We start from the raw sequence: 23,473 nt of genomic DNA, 5'->3' as shown, positions 1-23,473 counted from the left end.
GACGCCGGAGGGCTTGGTGCCGTCGTCGGATACGGCGGCGCATGCGTATGTGTATCGGCATATGGATGGTGTGGGTGGGGTGGTGCATACGCATTCGACGTATGCGACGGCTTGGGCGGCGCGGCGGGAGCCGGTGCCGTGTGTTTTGACGATGATGGCTGATGAGTTTGGGGGTGAGATTCCGGTGGGTCCGTTTGCGTTGATTGGGGATGACTCGATTGGGCGGGGGATTGTTGAGACGTTTTCGGGGTCGCGGTCGCCGGCGGTGTTGATGGCGAATCATGGTCCGTTCGCGGTTGGTCGGGATGCGCGGGCTGCGGTGAAGGCTGCGGCGATGTGTGAGGAGGTGGCGCGTACGGTGCATATCGCCCGTCAGGGGGGCCAGTTGGTGCCGATCGAGCAGGAGCTGATCGATCGCCTGAACGACCGCTACCAGAACGTCTACGGCCAACACTGACCCGCCCTGACCAGAACCGACCAACGATGACTCACGCTGGCCGGCGCCGACCAGCTTTCAATAACCGATTTCAAAGGAGAAACTCTCATGGCTCTGCCCAACCCCTTCGACGGCAAGGAGATCTGGTTCCTGACCGGAAGCCAGGACCTGTACGGCGAGGAGACCCTCGCCCAGGTCGCCGACCAGTCCCGGCAGGTCGCCGCCTGGCTGGACGCCGCCGACGCCATTCCGGTGCGCATCGTCTGGAAGCCGGTCCTGAAGGACCGCGACGCCATCCGCACCGCCATGCTCGCCGCCAACGCCGACGACGCCTGCATCGGCGTGATCGCCTGGATGCACACCTTCTCCCCGGCCAAGATGTGGATCGGCGGCATCGACGCGCTGGCCAAGCCCCTGGTCCAGCTGCACACCCAGTACTCGCAGGCCCTGCCGTGGTCCACCATTGACATGGACTACATGAACCTCAACCAGGCCGCCCACGGCGACCGCGAGTTCGGCTACATCCTGACCCGCCTGAACCAGCCCCGCAAGGTCGTCGTCGGCCACGCCACCCAGGCGGCCACGCAGGCGAAGATCGGCACCTGGGCGCGCGCCGCCGCCGGCTGGGACGCCCTGCACCACACCCGCCTGGTCCGCTTCGGCGACAACATGCGCAATGTGGCCGTCACCGAGGGTGACAAGACCGAGGCCGAGCTGCGCCTGGGCGCCAGCGTGAACACCTGGGGCGTGAACGACCTCGTGGCCGTCGTCGACGCGGTCACCGATGCCGAGGTCGGCGCCCTTGTCGAGGAGTACCTCGCCGCCTACGACGTCGTCGAAGAACTGCGCCCCGGCGGCGAGCGCCACGAGTCCCTGCGCTACGGCGCCCGCATCGAGGCCGGCATGCGGCGGTTCCTTCAGGAGCGCGGCGCCACCGCCTTCACCACCAACTTCGAGGACCTCGGCGGGCTGCGCCAGCTGCCCGGGCTCGCCGTCCAGCGGCTCATGGCCGACGGCTACGGCTTCGGCGCGGAGGGCGACTGGAAGACCGCCCTGCTCGTGCGCGCCGCCAAGGTGATGGGCCAAGGCCTGCCTGGCGGCGCCTCCCTCATGGAGGACTACTGCTACGAGATGACCCCCGGCAAGGAGAAGATCCTCGGCGCCCACATGCTGGAGATCTGCCCCTCGCTGACCGTGTCCAAGCCGCGCCTGGAGATCCATCCGCTGGGCATCGGGGACCGCGAGGACCCCGTGCGCCTGGTCTTCGACGCCGACACCGGCGCCGGACTCGTGGTCGCCATGTCCGACATGCGCGAGCGCTTCCGCCTGACCGCTAACGTCGTGGAGATCGTCGGCCCCGACGAGCCGCTGCCCAAGCTGCCGGTGGCCCGCGCTGTGTGGGAGCCGGCCCCCGACTTCTACACCTCCACAGAGTGCTGGATGCAGGCCGGCGCCGCCCACCACACGGTGATGACCACGGCGACCAGCCTGGAGATGTGGCAGGACCTGGCCGAGATCGCGCGGATGGAGCTGGCCGTCATCGACGAGTCCACCACCACTCGCGACTTCGTCCAGGAGCTGCGCAGTGCCCAGGTCTACTACCGGCTCACCCAGGGCTGAACCGCCGGCCCCGCATGAAAAAAGGAGAGACTGCTTTGACCGCACGCATCTCGGTAGACGCCGACCGCCCCATCGGTGAGATCTCGCCCCGCATGTACGGCTCCTTCGTTGAGCACATGGGACGCTGCGTCTACACCGGTATCTTCGAGCCCGACCATCCCACCGCCGATGCCGACGGCCTGCGCCAGGACGTCATGGAGCTCGTGCGCGAGCTCGGCGTCACCACCGTGCGCTACCCCGGCGGCAACTTCGTGTCCAACTACCGCTGGGAGGACGGCGTAGGCCCCATCCAGAACCGGCCCCGGCGGCTCGAGCTCGCCTGGCACACCACCGAGCCCAACACCTTCGGCACCGACCAGTTCATGACTTGGTGCGCCCGGGCCGGCATCGAGCCGATGCTGGCCATCAACCTGGGTACCCGCGGTGAGACCGAGGCCGTCAACCTGCTCGACTACGTCAACGGCCGGGCGAACACCCAGTACGCCGAGCTGCGCCGCGCCAACGGCCGCGAGCAGCCCTACAACGTGCGCATGTGGTGCCTGGGCAACGAGATGGACGGGCCCTGGCAGGTCGGCCACAAGAACGCCGAGGACTACGCCTACCTGGCCCTGTCCACCGCCCGGGCCATGCACATGGTCGACAAGGATCTCGAACTGGTGGCCTGCGGCTCATCCTCATGGGACATGCCCACTTTCGGCGACTGGGAGCGCACCATCCTCGACCTGGCCTACGACGAGGTCGACTACATCAGCCTCCACCACTACGTCGACCCCGACGCCCAGGACCGGGCCAGTCTCCTGGCCGCGGCCGTCTACCTGGACCGCTTCATCGACGGCGTGATCGCCACCGCGGACGCCGTCGGCGCCAAGCACCACTCCGGCAAGAAGATCATGGTCAGCGTCGACGAGTGGAACGTCTGGCGCCTGAGCGCCTGGAACTCCATCGAGCACGGCTTCGCCCCCGACGACTGGCCGGAGGCCGCCCCCCGCATCGAGGACGTCTACACCGGTGCCGACGCCCTGGCGGTGGGCGGCATGCTCATCTCCCTGCTGCGCCACGCCGACCGCGTCAAGGCCGCCTCGCTGGCCCAGCTGGTCAACGTCATCGCGCCGATAATGACCGAGAGGGGCGGGCGCGCCTGGCGGCAGACCACCTTCCACCCCTTCGCCATCGCCTCCCGGATCGCCCACGGCAAGGCCTACGACGCCGTCGTCGCCAGCCCGGTCACCGGCACCGAGCGCTACGGCGAGGTCGACGCCGTCGACGCCGTGGTCACCTGGGACGAGGAGACGGGCACCGGCTCGCTGCTGGCTCTCAACCGCTCGCTGGACCAAGCCATCGACCTCACCGCCGCGCTGGGGGCGCTCGGTGCCAACAGCGTCAAGGCCGCGCAGATCATCGCCCCTGACGACCTCGACGCCGTCAACACCGCCGACGACCCCGACCGTATCCGCCCCGTCCCCCACGAAGTGGCCCTGGCCGACGGCGTGCTCACCACCACGCTGCCGCCCGCCTCCTGGCTGGCGGTCGAGCTCGTCTGAACTGGAGACGTCGGCGGCGGGCCCGGCCGCCCGTCGCCGACGCCCCAACTGGGTGTCGCGTTGTTTGTCGTTTCGGGTCGTAGAGCGCGCTGAGCCGTGCACTGGTCGACCTCGGCTAACCTAAGGACAATCGGGAAACAATCCGGGGCGGCGGCCCCACGAGAGTCTGGAAGCAAGCATGAACCACCCCTCGCTCAACGGAGAGCTCATCGACCTGCGGGCCGGCGACTACGAGGCCCGCATCGCCGCCTCGGGCGCCACCCTGGTCCACCTGCGGCGGCAGGGTCGCGACCTGGTCATCCCCTTCGACGCCGATGCCTGCCTGCCCGGCGCCTGGCAGGGCAAGACCCTGGTCCCCTGGCCCAACCGCATCGCCGAGTCCCGCTACACCTACCGCGGTGTGGACTACCTCGTGCCGTGCAACGAGCCCGAGACCGGGGCGGCCCTGCACGGCCTGGTCGGCTGGGCGAACTTCGCCGTCGTGGACGAGCCCGGGGCCGACGGCGCCGCGGGCGCCGACCCGTTCCCGGCCGCCGTAACGCTCGCCCTGAGCGTGCCCGCCTCCTACGCCTACCCCTGGGCCCTGGAGATCACCGTCCGCTATGCGCTGGACGCGGAGGCCGGACTCACCGTCACCACCACCTCCACCTGTGTCGGCGCCGCCGTGTCCCCGGCCGCCGGCGTCGTCGGCGCACCGATCGAGGACGGCGCCCCGGCGCCCGCCCCCTACGGGGTCTCCTGCCACCCGTACCTGACCCGCTCGGTCCCGCTGGACGAGTGCGTACTGCAGGTGCCCGCGGACCGCATCCTCGACGTCGACGCCCACATGGCGCCAGCGGGGGAGCGGGACGTGACCGGCACCGACTCTGACTGGCGCGCCGGACGCCTGGTGGCCGACACCGCCACGGACAACGCCTACACCGGTCTGCCCGCCGACGACTGGCAGGTGCGCCTGACCGGCGGCGAGGGGGACCGCAGCGTCGTCATGAGCGCCGCCGTCCCGTGGGTGCAGGTCTACAGCGCCGAGCACCTGGGCCGGCGGGGCGTCGCCGTCGAACCCATGACCTGCCCGCCCAACGCCTTCAACACCGGCCAGGACCTGATCGCCCTCGCGATCGGGCAATCGCACTCCTTCAGCTGGCGCATGTGGGAGGAGGACTGAACCGGGCCGCGGGCACGCCCGCCGTGCCTGCGCAGGAGGCTTCAACGCCGCTGGGGCGCCGTCCGGGAATGATGGACGTGGCCCGGCTGGCCGGTGTCTCCCACCAGACCGTCTCCCGCGTCATCAACCGCCCCGAGTCGGTCCGCCCCGCCACGCTGGCGAAGGTACGGGACGCCATTAACCAGCTCGGTTACCGGCCCAACATGGCGGCCCGAGCACTGGTCACCGACTCCACGCGCATGATCGGGGTGGTGACCACCGGATCCCACTTCCAGGGGCCGGCCTCCACCACGGCCGCCATCGAGGTCGCCGCTCGGCAGGTCGGCTATGCCACACTGGTAACGGCTCTAAAACGCGATGAGCGGGACGCGGAGAAGGAGATCCGGGAGGCCTTTGACTTCCTGATCGCCCGCGGCGTGGACGGGATCATCGCCGTCGCCCCGCAGACCTGGATCGCCACCTCCACCGAACGGGTGGCCCGGGCGGTGCCGCTCGTGGTCATCGCGGACGGCCTGGCTCCGAGCGAGCGCATCCACGTGGTCTCGGTCGATCAGGAGCTCGGCGCGCGTATGGCGGTGGGGCACCTGCTCGGGCTGGGCCGGGAGACCGTCGCCCACCTGGCGGGGCCGCAGGACTGGTACGACGCCCTCGCCCGCGCGCGCGGCTGGCGGATCGGGCTGGAGGACGCCGGCCACGAGGCCCCGCCGATGCTGGTGGGGGACTGGAGCGCCGAATGCGGGTACGAGGCCGGCACCGAGATGGTGGCGCGAGGACTCCCCGAGGCGGTCTTCTGCGCCAACGACCTCATGGCGCTCGGGATGCTGGCGGCGCTGCGCGACCAGGGGGTGCGCGTACCCGAGGACATCGCCGTGGTCGGCTTCGACGACACCCCCGGCACGGCCTTCTTCTCCCCGCCACTGACCACCGTGCGGCAGCCCTTCGATGAGCTCGGCGTGCTGTGCATGGAGGTGCTCCTGCGTGCCATCGACGGCGAAGCGGGTGCCACCCACTCGATCTCCCCGACCCTGCGGGTGCGCCGGTCCAGCTGCTGACGCGGAGCCGGTTGGTGGGCCCGGCAGCGGCCGAGTTGGTGCTCCCCTGTAGATAGCGCAGGTGAAGGTTCGCTCTAGAAGACCGGCTCTTCGTGTTTGCATGGGGTGTGCGCGGGGCGGTGGTTCTGTGCGGGTGTGGGTGCGCAGCGTGTGCGCGTCGGCTGTGGTCCGTGCGCGGCGGGCCACCGGCGGTCCTGCGCGGTTGGACCGTCTACCGCCACTTTGGACCGTCTGCCGCCGTTTGGACCGTCCTAGACGCGCTCTCAGACGGTCCAAGTAGAAAAGCGCGGTCCAAGTAGCGGAGCGCGGTCCAAGTAGCGGAGCGCGGTCCAAGTAGAGCGTGCGGGAGTGGACGGCGAGCCGGTGCCGGCATGGGGCGCCGCGGTGCGGCACGCGCCCGGCGGGGTCGGGTCTGCTTTCAAGTGCGTCTCAGGCGCCCGCTGGAGACCCGACGGTTCACGGGCAGTGACGACGGTTCGTCACCTGGGACCTGCACTTCGCCGCTTCCCACGACGGTCGCGGGGTAGATGCACGAACCGTCGCCGTTCCGGACGAACCGTCGACCGAAAGACATCCATCGTCAACGCAGCAACCACCACGCTCCCGACACACGAAGAGCCAGAAAACCAAGCGGCTAAAGCAGCCTAAAAGATCAGTGCTTAGCTGTTTGAGTGACACACAAGTTGTCCGATACGGGATTGACATACCGAAAGTGAACGTTCACACTGGTGTCACCTCCCGGTGGCCGGCGCGTCGAGGCGCAGTGCGCACCGGGTTCCTGAAGACCCTGAGGAGGAGATGCATCATGTCCCGACCCATACCGACTCTCTCCCGCCGTGCGGTTCTAGCTGGGGGCGTGACCGCGGCGGTTGCCACTGCCCTGGCTGCCTGTGGCGGCTCCGGAGCCGCCGGCGGTGCCGGCAGTGACACGGCCGGCAAGGACCCCTCGGAGCTCAAGATCGGCGTCGCCATGCCCACCAAGTCATCGGAGCGGTGGATCAAGGACGGCTCCAACATCAAGGCCCAGCTGGAAAAGCTCGGGTACAACGTGGACCTGCAGTTCGCCGAGGATGACATTCCCACGCAGGCCAACCAGATCGACAACATGATCACGCAGGGGGTCAACCTGCTCATCATCGCGCCTATCGACGGCACCGCCCTGTCCGGGCAGCTGGACTCCGCGGGGGAGGCGGGCATCACGGTCATCTCCTACGACCGCCTCATCCGTGACAACGAGAACGTCAGCTACTACACGAGCTTTGACAATTACGACGTCGGCACGCAGATGGGCACCTCCCTGCTCATCGGCATGGGCGTCCTCGACGCCGATGGAAACGATGCCGGCCTCTCCCCGGATGAGCCGTACAACATCGAGCTGTTCGGCGGATCCCCGGACGACAACAACTCGCCCTTCTTCTTCAACGGGGCCATGGATGTCATCCAGCCATACATCGACAGCGGCGTGATCAACGTCAAGTCCGGTCAGACCGAATTCGGCACTGTCGCCACCATGCGCTGGGATGCCGCCACCGCCCAGTCCCGCATGGACAATCTGATCACCTCGACCTACTCCGACGGCAGCCGGGTCGACGGCGTGCTCTCGCCGCTGGACTCCATGTCGATCGGCATCCTCGGGGCGCTCAAGGGCGCCGGCTACGGCACCGACGCGCAGCCCTACCCGACCGTCACCGGTCAGGACGCCGAGGTTGCCGGAATCAAGTCGATCATGGCCGGGGAACAGTACTCCACCATTTTCAAGGACACACGTGACCTCGCCGACGCCGCGGTGCAGATGGCCGTGGCGGTGCTCGGGGGCGAGGAGCCGGAGGTGAACGACACCGAGACCTACGACAACGGGGTCAAGGTGGTCCCCTCCTACCTGCTCAAGTCCGAGATCATCACCAAGGACAACGTGCAGAGCTCACTGATAGACACCGGCTACCTGAGCGAGGATGAGATCAAGTGAGCGGAACGGGAGCCCGCAATGGCCGCTGACAACATTCTGGAAATGCGGGGCATCACCAAGCGGTTTCCCGGAGTAGTGGCCCTGGACGACGTCAACTTCGCGGTGGGGCGCGGCGAGATCCATGCCATCTGCGGCGAGAACGGCGCCGGCAAGTCGACCCTGATGAAGGTGCTGTCCGGCGTGCATCCGCACGGCACCTATGACGGGCAGATTCTGCTGGACGGCCAGGAGGTGAGCTTCTCCGACATCAAGGCGTCGGAAAGCGCCGGCATCGCGATCATCCACCAGGAGCTGACGCTGAGCCCCTTCCTGTCGATCGCGGAGAACATCTTCCTGGGCAACGAGCGCGCCTCCCGCGGCGTCATCGACTGGCACCGGACCAACAGCGATGCCAAGAAGATCATGGCCCGGGTCGGGCTGGGCGAGAACCCCGCCACCCGTGTACAGGACATCGGCGTCGGCAAGCAGCAGCTGGTGGAGATCGCCAAGGCGCTGTCCAAGGACGTGCGCCTGCTGATCCTCGACGAGCCCACCGCCGCCCTCAACGACGAAGACTCCGCCCACCTGCTCGACCTGATGCGCCAGCTGCGGGATCGTGGCATTACCTGCATCATCATCTCTCACAAGCTCGGAGAGATCAGGCAGGTTGCGGATTCCACCACGATCATCCGGGACGGGCACACCGTCGCCACCCTGGATATGCACCGTGAGGGAGGCGTCGCCGAGGATGAGCTCATTCGCCTGATGGTGGGGCGTACCCTGGACCAGCGCTTCCCCGACCACGTATCCCACGTCGACGGCGAGGCGCTGCGACTCGAGCAGTGGACGGTTCACCACCCCGCCGACCCGTCGCGCACCGTGGTGGATGCTGTCGACATCGTGCTCAGGCATGGGGAGATCGTTGGACTGGCCGGCCTCATGGGGGCCGGACGCACCGAGCTGGCGATGAGTCTGTTCGGCCGCTCCTGGGGCAGCGACATCACCGGCAGGGTACTCAAGGACGGCCGCGAGATCGAGATAAAGGACGTCGCTTCAGCGATTGCCAACGGCATTGCCTATGTGTCGGAGGATCGCAAACGCTACGGCCTCAACCTCATCGAATCGATCCGACGCAACGTCTCAGCGGCCTCGCCGCGCAGGTTCTCCCGGCGGGGTGTGCTCGATCTGCACCAGGAGCGCGCCATTGTCACCGAATTGTGCGGTCAGATGGCGGTAAAGGCGCCCACCATCGAGTCCGTGGTCGGTGGGCTGTCGGGAGGCAACCAGCAGAAGGTCGTGCTTGCCAAATGGGTGGCCGCCGAACCGGATGTACTGATCCTCGACGAGCCCACCCGCGGCATCGACGTCGGCGCGAAGTATGAGATCTACCAGATCATCGATCAGCTCGCGGACGCAGGCAAGGCCGTACTCGTCATCTCCTCGGAGCTGCCCGAACTCCTGGGCATCTGCGACCGCATCTACACCCTTTCGGCGGGACGAGTCACCGCCGACCTGGACCGCAGCGAGGCGGATCAGGAGACCCTCATGCGCCACATGACCCAGATCAAGGAAGACTAATGTCCAACACACTGTCAACGCTCAAAGACGCGCTGCGCGCGAATCTGCGGCAGGGCGGGCTCGCCGTGGCCCTGGTGGTGATCATCGCCTTCTTCGCGATTGCCACCAACGGCCAGATCCTCTCCTCTCAGAACGTCTCCAACATCATTGTGCAGAACGCCTACGTTCTGGTTCTGGCGATCGGCATGCTCTTCGCTATTCTCATGGCGGACATCGACCTCTCGGTCGGGTCGGTGGTGGCCCTGACCGGCGCCGTCGCCGGCGTGGTAACCGTGAACCACGGCCTGCCCTGGTGGCTGGGCGTGGTCGCCGCGCTGATCACCGGTCTGCTCGTAGGCGTCTGGCAAGGATTCTGGATCGCCTTCGTCGGCATTCCCGCATTCATAGTCACTCTCGCCGGCATGCTCATCTTCCGGGGGCTGACGATGATCGTGCTGCACAACTTGTCCATCTCCCCGTTCCCCGGCGGCTTCCGGGAGATCTCCTCGGGTTATCTCAATGGACTGCTCGGCGGATACGGATACGACGTCTTCACGCTGTTGCTCGCCGCGCTCGCGCTCGCCGCATACGTGTTCTCCGAGGTGCGCAACCGGCGTCGGTACCTCGCCAATCAGGTGCCGGTGGCCTCCCGCGGCATCTGGATCGGTCGCATCGTGCTCGTGTGCGCCATCGGCATGGCCTTCGCCTGGAAGATCGCCACCTACAAGGGCACTCCCTACGTGCTGATCATCCTGGCGGCGCTGATTCTGATCTACTCCTTCGTGGCCGGACGCACCGTTATCGGTCGCCAGATCTACGCGATCGGAGGCAACAGGGAGGCGGCTGCCCTGTCCGGCGTGAAGGTCCGCTGGGTCCGGTTCTGGGTATTCGTCAACAACGGGGTGCTGTGCGCGCTCGCCGGCGTCATCTTCACCTCGCGCCTGAACATGGCCGGTCCCAAGGCCGGTCAGGGTTTCGAGCTCGATGCCATTGCCGCCTGCTTCATCGGCGGTGCGGCCGTCACCGGCGGAGTGGGCACCGTGGCGGGCGCCATCGTCGGCGGTCTGGTGATGGCGGTCATGAACAACGGCATGTCCCTGCTGGGCGTCGGCATCGACTACCAGCAGGCCATCAAGGGGCTGGTGGTGCTCGGCGCCGTCGCCTTCGACCTGCTCAACAAGCGGCGCGCCGTGACCGCCTAGAACACGGCCCCGCAACTCGCGTTCGCTACCAGGACCGTGTGAGCGGGCTGGGAGAACCGCGACCACGCCAAGGCGACGGCGTCGCCTCCGCTGTAGGCGAGTGCGCTAGCGCGGCGGGGCGGCGGAGTCGCGAATCACCAGTCTGGTGCTCAGCCGCACGGGCGTCGTGGTCAGCAGAGGCCGGCCGCGGTGGTTGTCCACGATCATGCGCACGGCCTCCTGCCCCATGCGGAACAGGGGCTGGCGCACGGTCGTGAGCCGTGGCGCCGCCCAGCCGGCCATCTCCGTGTCGTCGAAGCCGACCACGCTGAAGTCCTCCGGGATGCGCAGCCCGGCCTCGCGCACGGCCTCGTAGATGCCGAGCGCCGTCGTGTCCGAGGCGGCGAAGACCGCCGTCGGGCGCTGGCCCTCGGGCAAAGACAGCAGGCGGCGGCCCTGCCGCAGACCGTTGTCGTAGCTGTAGGGCCCGGAGGAGATCAGCTCCGCGCGCACGGGCAGCGAGTGCATCTGCAGCGCCGACAGATACCCCTGATGGCGCTCGCGCGCGGGCACCGAGTCCTGCGGTCCTCCAACCAGGGCGATCCGCTCATGACCGAGCCCGATGAGGTACTCGGTGGCATCCACGCCGCCATTCCAGTTGGTCGCCCCGATCGAGGCCACTCCGCGCTCCTGCGGGCCGGAGGGATCGATCAGCACCACGGGCAGGCCGATGCGCCGGGCGCTCGTATGCTGCTCGCGGGTCAGTGGTGAGGTCAGCACGATGAGCCCGATGTGGTCGGTGGACTTCAGCAGCGTGAACCATTCCGGTTCGAAGGGGACCGGGTGCTCATGCGGCGCCGGCTCGGGCGTGTAGGTGGTGTTGAGGGCGACGCCGGCGTTGAGGGCGGCGGTCGCGGCCCCCTTGAGCACCTCGATGGTATAGGCGGTGGCGAGGTCGTCGGAGACCATGGCGATCTGCGGGTAGCTGCGAACCGGTGTTGACTCCGGGCGGACGTAGCCCAGGTCCTCGCTGGCCGCCAGCACGCGCTCCCGGGTGGCGGCGGACACGTCGGCGCGATTGTTCAGCGCCTTGGAGGCGGCCGATTTGGATACGCCGGCCGCAGCGGCGACGTCGTCAAGAGTTACTCGTTGCCGAGGTTCCACGTCATTCTCCCCTCAGGGCCGTTGGAGCCCGCCGTGTAGACGGAGGCTAGCAGGACTGCTGCAGGTCCCGGAGCAGCGTGGCCAGCCAGGCGACCTGCTCGCGCCACTGGTAGGACTCGCCGCCCTCATGGCCGTTGAACGGGTAGACGCGGATCTGCGGGCGTGCCGGAGGCTTTGCGGAGGCCTGCCCCCACAAGTTGCGCGCGGCGAAGACGGTCGAGGGCGGGCAGGTGGTGTCCATCAGCCCGGTGGAGAACAGGGCCGGGCAGGCGGCCCGTGCGCCCAGCAGCGCGGCGTCGAAGTAGGCGAGCGTGCGGTACGCCTGCTCGACCTCGTCGCGGTGCACGGCCAGGTATCCGGCGATGTCCGCGTAAGGCGGGTCGTCCGTAAGCCCGACCGCACGGGGGAGGGCACACATGAAGGGCACATCCGGCATGGCGGCAATGACTCGGTGGTTCAGACCGGCCGCGGCAATGGCCATGCCGCCGCCCTGCGAGACGCCGGTGACGGCGATCCGGGCGGCATCCACTTCCGGCAGGACCGCGGCGGCTTCGACGGCGTGGTGGGCATCGACGAACAGGCGGCGGTACAGGTAGTCGTCTGGGGACTGCAGCCCGTGGGTGGCGAACCCGGCCGCGGCCGGGCCCGTGCCGTGGGGGTCGGGGGTGTCGCCCCCGGAGCCCCAGTGCGACCCCTGTCCCCGAGTGTCCATGACCAGGTGCGCATACCCCGCGGCCGCCCAGGTCAGGTGATCCTGGGGCATGCCGCGGCCGCCGCCCATGCCGAGGAACTCGACGACGGCGGGCAGCGGCCTCTCGGCTTCGGCCGGGGTGATGAGCCAGGCCCGGATGGGGTCGCCGGCGTAGCCGCCGAAGGTGACATCGTGAACCCGGTGGGTGAGCAGCGGCGTCGTCACGGGGGTGATGGTGACGCTGGACGGGGCGAAGGGGCTCTCGGCGAGCGTGCGCGTCCAGAAGGCGTCGAAGTCCTCCGGCTCGCTCAGGTCTGGGGCGTAGGCCTCGAGCTCCGGCAGCGGCAGGTCGAAGTAGGACATGGTGGCTCCTTCGTTGGAGAGTGCGGTAGCACACTACTTGACAGGTTTATGTGCGCGGCTATACTAAACCTGTCAGACGGATTCGCGAAATATTTCGATCAGCCCGATCGGACGCGTCCGTATCCGGAGGTTTCAATGATGAAGCTCAGCGCTCATAACCCCCACGCTGCCCGTTCCCGCCGCCGCATCGCCGGAGTGATGACCGGCGTGCTGGCCGCCTCGCTGGCGCTGGCCGCCTGCGGCGGTGGATCCGCAGGCGGTGACGACAACACCCTCACCCTGTGGCACAACGCGACCACAGGCCCCGGCTCGGAGTATTGGGAGACCATTGCCTCCGAATTCGAGGCCTCGCACGAGGGTGTCACGGTGGAGGTCCAGGCCATCCAGAACGAGGACCTGGACGGCAAGCTGCAGACGGCGCAGAACGCCGGCGAGGGGCCCGATGTCTTCCTCGCTCGCGGCGGCGGCAAGCTGCGCGACATGGTCGATGCCGGACTCATCCTCGACATCTCGGACATGATCGACGAGACCGTGGCCGCTGAGGTACCCGAGGGCGCCTTCTCCGCCTACACGATCGATGACGGCGTCTACGCCATGCCCACCTCGCTCCAGCCCGGTGGCATCTACTACTCCAAGGACCTGTTCGACGCCGCGGGCATCACCGAGGAGCCGACCACGATCGCGGAGCTGTCCGACGCGGTGGCCAAGCTCAAGGACTCCGGTACCTCGCCCATCGCCCTGGGCGCCAAGGACGCCTGGCCGGCCGCCCACTGGTACTACTTCTTCGCCCTGCGCGAGTGCAGCCAGGACGTGCTGGAGACCTCACTGTCCGAGCTGGAGTTCTCCGACCAGTGCTGGGTCGACGCCGGGCAGGACCTGGCCGACTTCGCCGGCACCGAGCCCTTCAACAGCGGCTTCCTGACCACCTCCGCCCAGCAGGGCGCCGGCTCCTCGGCCGGCATGGTGGCCAACCACCAGGCCGCCATGGAGCTCATGGGCACCTGGAACGTCGGTGTGATCGCCTCGCTGACGCCGGATGAGCAGCCGCTGCCCGACCTGCGCTGGTTCCCCTTCCCGGCCGTCGAGGGCGGCGAGGGCGACCCGACCGCCATCATGGGTGGAGTGGACGGCTATGCCTGCTCCTCCACCGCCCCGGCCGAGCTGTGCGCCGAGTTCCTCAACTTCTTCATGAGCGAAGAGAACCAGGAGGCCTACGCCGACGCCTTCGAGACCATCCCCGTCAATGAGAAGGCGCAGGACGTGGTTACCCAGGAGGCGCTGCTCCCGCAGGTGGAGGCCAACAACGACGCCGCCTACTCCCAGGTGTGGCTGGACACGTCCCTGGGGCAGAACATCGGCAACGCGCTCAACGTCGCGGTGGTCGACATGCTGGCGGGCAAGGGCGACGCTCAGGGCATCGTTGACGCCATGAGCGCGGCCGCCGCCAAGGAATAGTTCCCCTCAACTCCCCAACCAGTCGGCCGCGGCGCGCCAGGACACGCCTTCGGGCGCGCCGCGGCCCACTCACGAAACGAGACCCGCACATGACAGCAGCAACTTCAGCGCCTGCCGGCGGCGCCACCGCCGTCAGGCGGTCCAAGAAGAGGAAGAGCCCCAGCTCCTTGTCCTGGCGGGACCGGGTGGAGATCACCGCCCTGTCTGCTCCCGCCGTCATCATGTTCCTGACCTTCGTCATCCTGCCGGTGATCATGGCCGCCTACTACGGCTTCTTCAAGTGGAAGGGCTTCGGCGTCCCCACCAACTTCGTCGGCTTCGAGAACTACCGCACGATCCTGACCGACCCCGAGTTCCACAACGTGCTTCGGCACAACGCCATCGTCGTCTTCGGCTCGCTCGCCCTGCAGGGCCCCTTCGCCCTGCTCCTGGCGCTACTGCTGAACAAGAAGATGCGCGGCCAGTCGGTCATCCGCGTCCTGATCTTCATCCCCTACGTCATCTCCGAGGTCATCGCCGGAACCGCCTGGGGGCTGATCTTGCAGACCGACGGCGCCATGAACGGCCTGCTGCGCAAGCTCGGACTCGGCGCCCTCGCCAATGACTGGATCTCCGACCCCAAGACGGCCCTGACGATCCTGTTGTTCATCCTGACCTGGAAGTACGCCGGCTTCGCGGTCATCATCTTCCTGGCGGGTATGCAGGGCATTCCGGAGGAGCTGACCGAGGCCGCCAAGGTCGACGGCGCCTCCTACTGGCAGATCCAGCGCAAGATCACGATTCCTCTGCTGGGCCCGACCATGCGCATGTGGGGCTTCCTGTCCATCATCGGCTCCCTGCAGCTGTTCGACCTGGTGTACATCATCTGGGGACAGTACATCTCCTCCACCGCCGGTACCTCGACCATGGCGACCTACATGGTGGTCAACGGGCGCATGAGCGGCAACTACGGCTACGGAAACGCGGTTGCCGTGGTGCTCTTCCTCATCTCCCTGGTGATCGCCCTTACCTATCAACGATTCGTCCTGCGCCGTGACACCGAGGGCGCACTGACCGGGAGCAGCCGATGACCGCCGCCGCCACCCCCATCAAACCTCTCGCCCCCGCCGCCCCGGCGGAATCCGGCCCGCGCCGTCGTCGCGGACGCTCCGCGAAGCAGAAGCCCGAATGGGCCAGCCCGGTGGTCTACCTGGTGGCAGCGCTGGTAATCGCCGCCCTGCTCGCCCCGGTCGCCTACGTAATCCTCGGCGGCTTCCGCAACAACTCGCAGATCACCGCCGATCCCGCGGGCCTGCCCGATCCCTGGGTGGTGGACAACTACCGAGTGGTGCTGGCCAGCTCCGGATTCTGGCAGCAGGTCGGCAACTCCACGATCGCCGCCGCCTGCGGCACCATCGGCACCGTCACCCTCGGGCTCATGGTCAGCTTCGTCATCGCCCGCTACCCCTTCAAGGGCGGCAGCGCCCTGTACATGCTGTTCGCCGCCGGGCTCATGTTCCCCATGACAGTGGCCATCACGCCGCTGTACATCCTGATCAAGAACCTGGGCATGATGAACTCGCTGGCGGGCATCATCATCCCCGGCATCGCCTTCGCCCTGCCACAGACGGTCATCATCCTGGTGCCGTTCCTGCGGGCCATCCCCAAGGAGCTGGAGGAGGCCGCCTCCCTGGACGGCTGCGGGCGCATGGGATTCTTCTGGCGGGTGGTGGTGCCGCTGTCCGCACCCGGTGTGGTTACCACCGGCATCCTCACCTTCGTAGGCTCCTGGAACTCCTACATGCTGCCGCTGTTCATCCTGACCGACCGCTCCAAGTACACCCTCCCGCTGGGGGTGCAGGCCTTCGCCTCGGAGCACTCGGTCAACACCGCGCAGGTGCTCGCCTTCACCTCGCTGTCCATGATCCCCGCGCTGGTGGTCTTCAGCCTCTTCGAGCGGCGCATCGTCGGCGGGCTGACCGGCGCCGTCAAGGGCTGACCGCTACCTCAACCGCAATCGGAGTCAACCGTGAACACCTGGAACGACCCATCGTTGCCCGTCGGCCGGCGTGTCGACGCCCTCCTGGCCGCCATGAGCCGCGAGGAGAAGATCCACCAGCTCGCCTCCTTCTGGGAGCGCGACGAGGAGGCGGACGTGCCCGCACCGGAGCCGGCCGGCACCGGCGAGCACGACGGCGACGCGGACGCATCCGACCCCGCTCACCAGGTCGCCCCCATGGAGGACGCGTTCAAGGTCGGGCGCCAGGGCTGGGAGGAGAGCACAGACGGCGGGCTGGGGCATCTGACCCGCGTCTACGGAACCGATCCGATCAGCGTCGCAGAGGGGGCGGCCAAGCTGGAGCGCCTCCAGCGCGACGTGGTCTCCCGCAACGCCTTCGGCATCCCGGCCATCGCCCACGAGGAGTGCTTGACCGGGTTCACCGCCCTGGGCGCGACCGTCTACCCCGCCGCCATCGCCTGGGGCGCCACCTGGCGGCCCGCGCTCGTGGAGCGGATGGCCGGGTGCATCGGCGCCGACCTGCATGCCGTCGGCGTGCACCAGGGCCTGGCGCCGCTGCTCGACGTCGTGCGCGACTACCGGTGGGGCCGCGTGGAGGAGACCTGCGGTGAGGACCCCTACCTCGTGGGCACGCTCGGCACCGCTTACGTGCGCGGCCTGCAGGCCCAGGGCGTGCACGCCACCCTCAAGCACTTCGTCGCCTACCCGGCCTCGAAGGCGGGCCGCAACCACGCGCCGGTGTCCATGGGCGTGCGCGAGCTCGAGGACGTCATGCTGCCGCCCTTCGAGATGGCGGTGCGCGAGGGCGGCGTCGCCGGCGTGATGAACTCATACTCCGACATCGACGGCGAACCGGTGGCCGCATCCCGCCACCTGCTCACCGAGGTGCTGCGGGAGCGCTGGGGCTTCGCGGGCACCGTGGTCTCCGACTACTGGTCGGTGCGCTTCCTAGAGGCCATGCACCACGTGGCCGGGGACTACGCGCACGCCGCCGCGCTGGCGGTGCGCGCCGGGCTGGATGTGGAGCTGCCGGAGACCACCTGCTACTCCCACCTCGGCGCCGCCCTGGACGCCGGTCTGCTCACCGAGGCCGAACTCGACACCGCCGTGCGCCGGGTGCTGACCCAGAAGGCCGAGCTGGGCCTGCTCGACGCCGACTGGGAGCCGGCCTCCGGCGTCGACCCGCAGCGCGACCTCGACTCGCCCGGCAACCGGGCGGTGGCCCGCGCCATGGCCGAGGAGTCGGTGGTCCTGCTGAAGAACGACGGCGTGCTGCCGCTCGCGCCCGGGGCGCGCCTGGCCGTGTCCGGGCCGGTATGGGAGGACGTGCGCTCCTTCCTGGGCTGCTACTCCTTCCCCAACCACGTGCTCAGCCGCGACGGCGGCCGCACCACCGGGCTGGAGATCCGCGACCTGCCCGAGGCGCTGCGCGCCGCCCACCCCGGCGAGGCCACCTTCCACCAGGGCGTCGGCTTCATCGACGGGCGCGCCGAGGACTTCGAGGCCGCCGTCGCGGCCGCCGCGGCCGCCGAGGTCGCCGTCGTGACCCTGGGCGACATCGCCGGGCTCTTCGGCGGCGGCACCTCGGGGGAGGGCTGCGACGTCGTCGACCTGGGCCTGCCCGGACGCCAGGGGGAGCTGCTGGAGGCCGTGCTGGCGACCGGCACGCCCACCGTGCTGGTGCTGGTCACCGGGCGCCCCTATGCGCTGGGGGAGTACGCCGACCGCTGCGCAGCCATCGTGCAGGCCTTCATGCCGGGCGTGGAGGGCGCCGACGCCATTGCCGGCGTGCTCACCGGAGCCGTCAACCCCTCCGGGCACCTGCCCGTCGCCATCCCCGCCGGGCGCGGCGGCCAGCCGGGCACCTACCTGGCGGCTCCGCTCGCCTGGCACGCCGACGGCATCTCCAACCTGGATCCCACGCCGCTGTACCCCTTCGGCTACGGGCTCAGCTACTCGACCTTCATCCTTACCGATCCCGCCGTCTCCGCCGCGCAGACGGACGTAGACGGCCAGGTCGAGTACGCGGTCACGGTCACCAACACCTCCGACCGCGCCGGCGCCGAGGTGGTCCAGCTGTACCTGTCCGACCCGGTGGCCGAGGTGGTGCGCCCGCTGAAGAGCCTCATCGGCTTCGCCAAGGTGGACCTGGAGGCGGGGGAGTCCAAGCGCGTGACCTTCACGGTGCACGCCGACCGCACCTCCTTCACCGGCGTCGACCACCGGCGCATCGTCGAGCCCGGCCAGATCCTGCTCGCCGCCGGCACCAGCAGCGAGGACCGGCTGGAGGGTCTGGCCGTCGAGATCACCGGCCGGCGCCGCGTGGTCGGCGAGGGCCGGGTGCTCACCACGCCGGTGGCCGTGACGCCCGCCTGAGGGCCCCTGCTGCGGCTTCCGCCAGTCACAAGCGATCTACTACGGAGGTTTCCAAGATGAAGCAATCTGCGGGGCGCGGACGCCGCCTCGGAGCCGCCGCCGCGCTGGCTGCTTCGCTGGCGCTGACCGCATGCGGTGCGAACTCGGCCGACGGTGGGGAGGAGGTCACGCTGACCTTCTGGAACAACTCCACCACCCCCGCCTGGGCCGCGTACTGGGAGGAGGTGACTGCCGACTTCGAGGCCGCCCACGAAGGCGTGACCATCGATGTGGTGGCGATCTCCAACGAGGACATCGACGGCAAGCTGCAGACGGCGCTGGCCGGCGGGCAGGCCCCGGACCTCTTCGTCCAGCGCGGCGGCGGCAAGATGGCCGACATGGTTGAGGCGGGGCAGCTGCTCGACATCACGGATCTGGTGGACCCGGAGGTGCGCGAATCGGTGGCCGAGGGCACCTTTGCGCCCTACACCATCGATGGCTCCTTGTATGCGATGCCCACCTCCTTCCAGCCGGAGGGGATCTATTACTCGCAGGAGCTGTTCGACGCCGCCGGCATCACCGAGACGCCGACGACGATTGCGGAGCTTTCCGACGCGGTGGCCAAGCTGAAGGAGTCCGGCACTGCTCCAATCGCATTGGGCGCCAAGGACGCCTGGCCGGCCGCCCACTGGTACTACCAGTTCGTGCTGCGCGAGTGCAGTCAGGAAACGCTGGAGTCGTCGCTGGCGGAGTTGGAGTTCTCCGACCAGTGCTGGGTCGACGCCGGGGACGACCTGGCCGACTTCGCCGGCACCGAGCCCTTCAACAGCGGCTTCCTGACCACCTCCGCCCAGCAGGGCGCGGGTTCGTCCGCGGGGCTGGTGGCCAACCACCAGGCCGCCATGGAGCTCATGGGCACCTGGGATGTGGGTGTCATCGCCTCGCTGACGCCGGATGAGCAGCCGCTGCCCGATCTGGGCTGGTTCCCCTTCCCGGCCGTTGAGGGCGGCGAGGGCGACCCGACCGCCATCATGGGTGGCGTTGACGGCTACTCCTGCTCTGCTACGGCCCCGGCCGAGCTGTGCGCCGAGTTCCTCAACTTCATCATGACCAAGGACAACCAGGAGGCCTACGCCGAGGCCTTCGACATGCTGCCCGCCAACCGGGACGCCCAGGGGGTGATTGCGGCGGGGCCCCTGGCCGACGCCATGCAGGCGGGCAACGACGCCGCCTACTCGCAGGTGTGGCTGGACACGTCCCTGGGGCAGAACGTCGGCAACGCGCTCAACGTCGCGGTGGTCGACATGCTGGCGGGCAAGGGCGACGCCCAGGGCATTGTCGACGCCATGGCCGCCGCGGCGGCCAAGGAGTGACGGGGTCCAGGCGCGGGCGAGTGCGCGGCGGCTCCCGTCCGGTCTGATGCCGCTCCGCTCAGTGGCGGGGCGCGGGCCCTGTCGATGAACGCACGACCAGGGTCGTGGCGAGTTCGATGTTCTGCGCCGGCGCGTGCGGATCCTCGGAGAGATCGATGACCATGCGCGTGGCCTCCTGCGCCATCTCGATCAGGGGCTGGTGGACGGTGGTCATGGGGGGCGAGACCCACTGGCACAGGTCCACGTCGTCGAAGCCGATGACGGAGATGTCTTCGGGGATTGCCAAGCCGGCGTCCTTGATCGCCCGGTAGCTGCCGTAGGCCTGCTCATCTGAGCCGTTGAGGATTGCCGTAGGCGGGTTGTCCAGGGCGAGCAGCCGCGGAGTGAGCCGGTAGCCGCCCTCGAACAGGGAGTTGCCGGTGACGACGAGCTCGGGGTCGTAGGGTATCTGGTGGCGGCTGAGGACGGAGCGGTAGGCGTCAAGACGGTCCTGGTGAGAGACGAGGTCCATCGGGCCGGTGATGTAGGCGATCCGGCGGTGACCGAGGGCGACCAGGTGCTCTGTGGCGTCCCGTGAGCCCGCCCAGTCCGTGGCCGCGACGGTGGGGATGTCACGGTGCTGGTGTCCTGACGGGTTGAGAAGGACCACCGGCATCTTCAGCTGGCGCATCTTGCGCTCGGTCACCTCGAGCAGTTCCGAGACGACGACGACCACTCCTGCGGAGCCGCGGGTGACCAGATGATCCACCCAGTGGGCTCCCCCGACGGGAGATCCGTGGGTCGCGGTGACCACGAGGTCCTTTCCTCTGCGGGCGGCCTCGGCCTGGGCGCCGGTGAGCAGCGCGGATGCCCACTGCGTGTCGAGCCCGGAGATCACGAAGTCGACCAGATGGCTCGGAGCCGGGCGGGTGGTGTGGCGGGGCTTGTAGCCGAGCGCCGACGCGAGTGCCTCGACCTCGCGGCGCGTCGTCTCTGAAACGCCGGGGCGGCCGTTGAGCACTTTCGAGACCGTCGGGACCGAGACCCCGGCCTGCCGGGCGATGGAGGCGATTGTGACCCGCTGGCTCATCGTCGGGGCTCCTCTCTTGACAGGACCAGCCGATGGAACTAGATTAGCGAGCCACGAAAGATAAAAGAAACTTTCGTGGCACTCGAAGGTGTGTGCAACCCTTCTTGGGGACAATGAGCTTGCTAGGAGGAAGGTGCAATGATGCACTACTCGCGAAACTTTCCCATGACTCGTCGATCCTTCGGCGGTCTAGCCGCAGCTATCGCCATCGCTGCCGGCATCGGCGCGTGCGGCGGCGGGCAGGAGCAACAGGGCTCGGCCACGGCCGGTGACATCACCTGGTGGGGCTGGACGCCGGACGCCGCCAACGCGGCTAAGATCATCGAGGCCTTCAACCAGGAGTTCCCCGATATTCACGTCGAGTTCGTCTCCAAGCCGATCGACTCCTACGACTCCGTGCTCAGCCCCGCAATCACCTCCAAGGACGGACCGGACGTCTTCAACGTCGCTCCTGGCTCTGCCAACGGCGGAGTCCAGACCTTCGAAGCCGGCGCCATCGACCTTACGGAGGCGGTGACCGCGGCGCTGGGCGACGACTGGAAGAGCAGGCTCGCCTCGATCGGGGTCGACGGACTCACCGTCGGCGACAAGCTGGTCGGCCTGTCCCCCGGCGCCGTGTACTCCGGCGGCCTGTGGGTCAACCAGGACCTCTTTGACGAGCACGGCCTCAAGCATCCGACCACTTTGGACGAGTGGAAGTCGGTCTGCGAGGCCTTCCGAGCGGCGGGCGTCGGCGGCTTCGTTCAGGGCGCCGGCCAGCACGCCTTCGACATGGACACCTTCGAGGCGATCATGGAGAACATCAGGCCGGGCTCATATGTGGCGGCTGCGAAGGGGGAGATCCCGTTCAGCGACCCGATCTTCACCCAGGGCCTCGAGATTTGGCAGAGCCTCTTCGATGAGGGGATCATGCAGGATGGTGCGATCGGGCTCCAGCAGTACCCTGACGCCAACAACATGTTCATGTCCGGCAAGTACGCCATGATCATGATGGGGTCCTGGTACACGCAGTACGCGGTCAAGGACGCGATGGTGGCGGCCATGGAGGCCGCCGGGGTGTCCAACCCGGAGCCGTTCACGATCCTTCCGATCGACTTCCCGGACGTCGCGGGCACGGGCAATATCGGCGGCTACTTCGGTGACGCGGATTACGGTGTTGCCGTCAGCGGCATGTCTCAGCAGCAGGCCGCGGCCACCACCTTCGTCACCTGGCTGGCCGCCTCAAGTGCCGGTCAGCAGGCGATCGCCGACACTCTCAATGACATCCCCGCGCTTGAGGGAGTCACCCCCGACTGGGACGCCATCGACCTGGTCGACCCCGAGGTGCAGAAGGAATCCCTGCAGACGTACACGGAGCAGGCCGGCGGCAGCAGTGTCACGCGTTTCGCCGACGTCAGCGCGGATCTCAACAGCGCCTACCGGGACGGTCTGATCGGCCTTATCGCGGGGACGGTCACGATCGAGGAAGTGCTGTCCGCGCTACAGGCGGTTGTGGACTCGGAGAGGTGAGCGCAATGCCTGAGTTGCTTCCACAGCGGTCTCTCCAAGACGCGGCAGCGACGAGTGGAGAACCGCTATGACGGTCGTACGCCCCGCCCGGGCAAAGCGTGCTACCGGGACCGAGGCCGCGGCGCGGCGTGGCCTCGACATGCAGTCATGGGGCCTGCCCTGGATCCTGCCCGCGGCCGTCCTGGTCATCGGGCTCGTCTACTTCGCGATCGGGTACACGGGCTTCGTCTCCACGCTTGACTGGAACGGTTTCATCCTCTCCGCACCCGACTTCATAGGTGCGGGGAACTATGCCGAGCTCGTCGGCGACAACGTCTTCTGGGGAGCCCTGTGGCACACCCTGTACTTCTTCATCATCACCTTCACCGTGCAGACGGCCGTGGGGTTCATTCTGGCGGCGCTGCTGCATTCCAGGGTCCGCCTGGGTGCGGTGTACAAGGTGATCATCTTCGTGCCGACCGTCTTGGCCCCCGCGACCATGGCCCCGGTCTTCCGTCAGATCTTCGACGCCGATGGACAGCTCAACTGGCTCCTGCAGCACGTCGGGCTCGGCTGGCTGAGCCAGCCCTGGCTCGCCTCCCCGTCCACCGCGATGGGGGTGGTCATGGTGGTCACCGTCTGGCAGTGGACCGGCATGACCTTCATCCTCTACTACGCGGCGATGAGTCAGATAGACTCCGAGATACTCGAGGCCGCAAGGATCGACGGTGCCGGAGGCGTGCGAACCATGCGCTCGATCATCTGGCCGATGTGCAGGGGAACCACCGGCGCGCTGGCCATTCTCGGCCTCATCGGCGCCCTGAAGACCTTTGACGTGCCCTACCTCGTGACCAAGGGCGGACCGAACCACGGCACCGAGTTCCTCGGCACTTACATCTACCACACCATGGTGCAGGAGAAGCACTTCGGATATGCGGCTGCCGTCGCGGTGATCCTGCTTGTCCTCGCCATTGTCGGCGGAGTCTCCTCCAGCGTCCGCAGCAGAAAGGGGGCGAGCTGAC

18 protein-coding genes are annotated in these 23,473 nt (G+C 68.1%); 15 read left to right on the top strand and 3 right to left on the bottom strand.

Going from position 1 to position 23,473, the window contains the following annotated elements:
* From BLR49_RS03355 to mmsB, 8 genes are all read left to right on the top strand, one after another.
* A partial coding sequence (locus tag BLR49_RS03355) for an L-ribulose-5-phosphate 4-epimerase (protein WP_176765750.1) occupies positions 1-457 on the top strand: 457 nt, incomplete at its 5' end.
* A gap of 87 nt (positions 458-544) precedes the next feature.
* Complete coding sequence (araA, locus tag BLR49_RS03350; protein WP_176765749.1) at positions 545-2,056, top strand: L-arabinose isomerase; 1,512 nt, start codon at positions 545-547, stop codon at positions 2,054-2,056.
* A gap of 35 nt (positions 2,057-2,091) precedes the next feature.
* The gene (arfA, locus tag BLR49_RS03345) at positions 2,092-3,597 is read left to right on the top strand and encodes an arabinosylfuranosidase ArfA (protein WP_245690351.1); all 1,506 of its coding nucleotides are present in this window, start codon (positions 2,092-2,094) and stop codon (positions 3,595-3,597) included.
* 178 nt (positions 3,598-3,775) lie between these two features.
* On the top strand, positions 3,776-4,759 hold the full coding sequence (locus BLR49_RS03340) for an aldose 1-epimerase family protein (RefSeq protein ID WP_092533207.1): 984 nt from the start codon (positions 3,776-3,778) through the stop codon (positions 4,757-4,759).
* The gene (locus tag BLR49_RS03335) at positions 4,744-5,811 is read left to right on the top strand and encodes a LacI family DNA-binding transcriptional regulator (protein ID WP_245690349.1); all 1,068 of its coding nucleotides are present in this window, start codon (positions 4,744-4,746) and stop codon (positions 5,809-5,811) included. The genes BLR49_RS03340 and BLR49_RS03335 overlap by 16 nt, the downstream gene beginning before the upstream one ends.
* 805 nt (positions 5,812-6,616) lie before the next feature.
* On the top strand, positions 6,617-7,777 hold the full coding sequence (gene chvE / locus BLR49_RS03330) for a multiple monosaccharide ABC transporter substrate-binding protein (protein WP_092533202.1): 1,161 nt from the start codon (positions 6,617-6,619) through the stop codon (positions 7,775-7,777).
* A gap of 18 nt (positions 7,778-7,795) precedes the next feature.
* Entirely contained in the window at positions 7,796-9,334 is a 1,539-nt protein-coding gene (mmsA, locus tag BLR49_RS03325) for a multiple monosaccharide ABC transporter ATP-binding protein (protein WP_092533199.1), read from the top strand.
* Positions 9,334-10,515 (top strand): multiple monosaccharide ABC transporter permease, encoded by a 1,182-nt coding sequence (gene mmsB, locus BLR49_RS03320; RefSeq protein WP_092533196.1) that lies wholly within the window; start codon positions 9,334-9,336, stop codon positions 10,513-10,515. Before mmsA ends, mmsB begins: the two co-directional genes overlap by 1 nt.
* 105 nt (positions 10,516-10,620) lie before the next feature.
* Here the strand turns inward: mmsB and BLR49_RS03315 are convergent, their stop codons facing one another.
* Both BLR49_RS03315 and BLR49_RS03310 read right to left on the bottom strand, forming a co-directional pair.
* Complete coding sequence (locus BLR49_RS03315; protein WP_092533193.1) at positions 10,621-11,658, bottom strand: LacI family DNA-binding transcriptional regulator; 1,038 nt, start codon at positions 11,656-11,658, stop codon at positions 10,621-10,623.
* Between the two features lie 46 nt (positions 11,659-11,704).
* Positions 11,705-12,712, bottom strand: a complete 1,008-nt coding sequence (locus BLR49_RS03310; RefSeq protein ID WP_092533190.1) for an acetylxylan esterase — start codon at positions 12,710-12,712, stop codon at positions 11,705-11,707.
* A 135-nt stretch (positions 12,713-12,847) separates the two neighbouring features.
* Between BLR49_RS03310 and BLR49_RS03305 the strand changes: the two genes are divergently transcribed.
* From BLR49_RS03305 to BLR49_RS03285, 5 genes are all read left to right on the top strand, one after another.
* The gene (locus BLR49_RS03305) at positions 12,848-14,167 is read left to right on the top strand and encodes an extracellular solute-binding protein (protein WP_218121291.1); all 1,320 of its coding nucleotides are present in this window, start codon (positions 12,848-12,850) and stop codon (positions 14,165-14,167) included.
* Between the two features lie 89 nt (positions 14,168-14,256).
* Entirely contained in the window at positions 14,257-15,237 is a 981-nt protein-coding gene (locus BLR49_RS03300; RefSeq protein ID WP_092533187.1) for a carbohydrate ABC transporter permease, read from the top strand.
* Positions 15,234-16,145 carry a carbohydrate ABC transporter permease gene (locus BLR49_RS03295; RefSeq protein ID WP_092533184.1) on the top strand — a complete coding sequence of 304 codons (912 nt, stop codon included), beginning with the start codon at positions 15,234-15,236 and terminating at the stop codon, positions 16,143-16,145. Before BLR49_RS03300 ends, BLR49_RS03295 begins: the two co-directional genes overlap by 4 nt.
* A gap of 30 nt (positions 16,146-16,175) precedes the next feature.
* On the top strand, positions 16,176-18,542 hold the full coding sequence (locus BLR49_RS03290) for a glycoside hydrolase family 3 N-terminal domain-containing protein (protein ID WP_218121290.1): 2,367 nt from the start codon (positions 16,176-16,178) through the stop codon (positions 18,540-18,542).
* Positions 18,543-18,598: 56 nt separating this feature from the next.
* Positions 18,599-19,894 (top strand): ABC transporter substrate-binding protein, encoded by a 1,296-nt coding sequence (locus BLR49_RS03285; RefSeq protein WP_092533181.1) that lies wholly within the window; start codon positions 18,599-18,601, stop codon positions 19,892-19,894.
* Positions 19,895-19,952: 58 nt separating this feature from the next.
* Here the strand turns inward: BLR49_RS03285 and BLR49_RS03280 are convergent, their stop codons facing one another.
* Positions 19,953-20,963, bottom strand: coding sequence for a LacI family DNA-binding transcriptional regulator (locus tag BLR49_RS03280; protein WP_092533178.1), 1,011 nt, complete (start codon positions 20,961-20,963; stop codon positions 19,953-19,955).
* A 165-nt stretch (positions 20,964-21,128) separates the two neighbouring features.
* Here BLR49_RS03280 and BLR49_RS03275 point away from each other — a divergent pair, with 165 nt between their 5' ends.
* Positions 21,129-22,472 carry an ABC transporter substrate-binding protein gene (locus BLR49_RS03275; protein WP_176765748.1) on the top strand — a complete coding sequence of 448 codons (1,344 nt, stop codon included), beginning with the start codon at positions 21,129-21,131 and terminating at the stop codon, positions 22,470-22,472.
* 67 nt (positions 22,473-22,539) lie between these two features.
* Positions 22,540-23,472, top strand: a complete 933-nt coding sequence (locus tag BLR49_RS03270) for a carbohydrate ABC transporter permease (RefSeq protein ID WP_218121289.1) — start codon at positions 22,540-22,542, stop codon at positions 23,470-23,472.
* Position 23,473: the final 1 nt, after the last annotated feature.

Origin of the sequence: Actinomyces ruminicola, from assembly GCF_900103885.1 — a bacterium.
Taxonomy (GTDB): Bacteria; Actinomycetota; Actinomycetes; order Actinomycetales; family Actinomycetaceae; genus Actinomyces; species Actinomyces ruminicola.
The sequence above is the reverse complement of the archived record's forward strand: the minus strand, read 5'-3'. Positions and strand labels throughout refer to the sequence as shown.

What these genes read in the sequence shown, in the direction of transcription:
- araA (WP_176765749.1), top strand. Translation starts at nt 545, where the DNA reads ATGGCTCTGCCCAACCCCTTCGACGGCAAGGAGATCTGGTTCCTGACC.
- BLR49_RS03340 (WP_092533207.1), top strand. Translation starts at nt 3,776, where the DNA reads ATGAACCACCCCTCGCTCAACGGAGAGCTCATCGACCTGCGGGCCGGC.
- chvE (WP_092533202.1), top strand. Translation starts at nt 6,617, where the DNA reads ATGTCCCGACCCATACCGACTCTCTCCCGCCGTGCGGTTCTAGCTGGG.
- mmsA (WP_092533199.1), top strand. Translation starts at nt 7,796, where the DNA reads ATGGCCGCTGACAACATTCTGGAAATGCGGGGCATCACCAAGCGGTTT.
- mmsB (WP_092533196.1), top strand. Translation starts at nt 9,334, where the DNA reads ATGTCCAACACACTGTCAACGCTCAAAGACGCGCTGCGCGCGAATCTG.
- BLR49_RS03310 (WP_092533190.1), bottom strand. Translation starts at nt 12,712, where the DNA reads ATGTCCTACTTCGACCTGCCGCTGCCGGAGCTCGAGGCCTACGCCCCA.
- BLR49_RS03305 (WP_218121291.1), top strand. Translation starts at nt 12,848, where the DNA reads ATGATGAAGCTCAGCGCTCATAACCCCCACGCTGCCCGTTCCCGCCGC.
- BLR49_RS03300 (WP_092533187.1), top strand. Translation starts at nt 14,257, where the DNA reads ATGACAGCAGCAACTTCAGCGCCTGCCGGCGGCGCCACCGCCGTCAGG.
- BLR49_RS03295 (WP_092533184.1), top strand. Translation starts at nt 15,234, where the DNA reads ATGACCGCCGCCGCCACCCCCATCAAACCTCTCGCCCCCGCCGCCCCG.
- BLR49_RS03285 (WP_092533181.1), top strand. Translation starts at nt 18,599, where the DNA reads ATGAAGCAATCTGCGGGGCGCGGACGCCGCCTCGGAGCCGCCGCCGCG.
- BLR49_RS03280 (WP_092533178.1), bottom strand. Translation starts at nt 20,963, where the DNA reads ATGAGCCAGCGGGTCACAATCGCCTCCATCGCCCGGCAGGCCGGGGTC.
- BLR49_RS03275 (WP_176765748.1), top strand. Translation starts at nt 21,129, where the DNA reads ATGACTCGTCGATCCTTCGGCGGTCTAGCCGCAGCTATCGCCATCGCT.
- BLR49_RS03270 (WP_218121289.1), top strand. Translation starts at nt 22,540, where the DNA reads ATGACGGTCGTACGCCCCGCCCGGGCAAAGCGTGCTACCGGGACCGAG.